Here is a 221-nt window from a genome sequence, read left to right on the forward strand (position 1 = left end):
CCAGGATAGGAAGCGCTCGTCGGGGTTCGTCACGGATGGCCCGGGTGGTCTTGGCGATGTTGTCGGCTCCGAGGGTTTTCAGCACGCCGATGGCGAGGTTGCGCAGGGTCGCCATGGCGCGGGGTGCGGTTCCGGTGTGGATGGTGGAGGCGTCCTCGGTGAAGGTGACGTCTCTGATGTGGTGTGAGGAGTTCTCCACTGCCCAGTGCCCGCGGATCGCG

The 221-nt window shown here is 66.1% G+C and carries 1 pseudogene; it reads right to left on the reverse strand.

The features are described 5' to 3' along the window. Positions 1-221: pseudogene (locus tag ACFHWY_RS29000) on the reverse strand (ISAs1 family transposase); the annotation flags it as partial.

This window comes from Micromonospora sp. LOL_024, from assembly GCF_048060415.1.
Classification (GTDB): Bacteria; Actinomycetota; Actinomycetes; order Mycobacteriales; family Micromonosporaceae; genus Micromonospora.